Raw genomic sequence first — 500 nt, 5'->3', positions numbered from 1 at the left:
CAGTGACCGTGGGTTGCGTAGGGTTGGGGGTGGGTGCCACAGCCACATCGGTCGATGTCTCACCACCCAGCGTTGAGGTTTCGCCCAGCGCGCTCAGATCACCGCCTTCAAGTTCAACCAGACGAAACTCCAAATCACCGATACGGTTGGTGCCATCGGTCACGACATTCTGCACCCGTTGGTTCAACTGCTCGGTCTGGCGTGTCAGGCGCTGCAATTCTGCCTCGATCGCATCAACGCGCTCAAGCACGGAACTGCCGGACAGGTTTGGCGCGGGGGACCCAGTGGTTGAAAACTCGCGCTTGAGGCGTTGGATTTCCACGTGAAGCACCGTCAGCTCCTGACGGATATCCGCCAAAGTCTGCTGATCCTGAGCCTGTGCCACACCAGCGACGGTCACGACCGCCGCCAGAACCAATCCTGCAATTCGCATCATCTTACCCCAAGGTTGAGCCGGTCAGCACCGTCACCGCGCGGCGGTTTTTGGAATAGCAATCCTC

1 pseudogene is annotated in these 500 nt (G+C 59.4%); it reads right to left on the bottom strand.

Annotation, left to right across the window (positions count from 1 at the left end):
- A pseudogene (locus ACR0EL_RS22845) lies at window positions 1–433 on the bottom strand (tol-pal system protein); the annotation flags it as partial.
- Window positions 434–500 lie beyond the last annotated feature (67 nt).

This window comes from Ruegeria sp. AH12, from assembly GCF_056541465.1.
The sequence above is the reverse complement of the archived record's forward strand: the minus strand, read 5'-3'. Positions and strand labels throughout refer to the sequence as shown.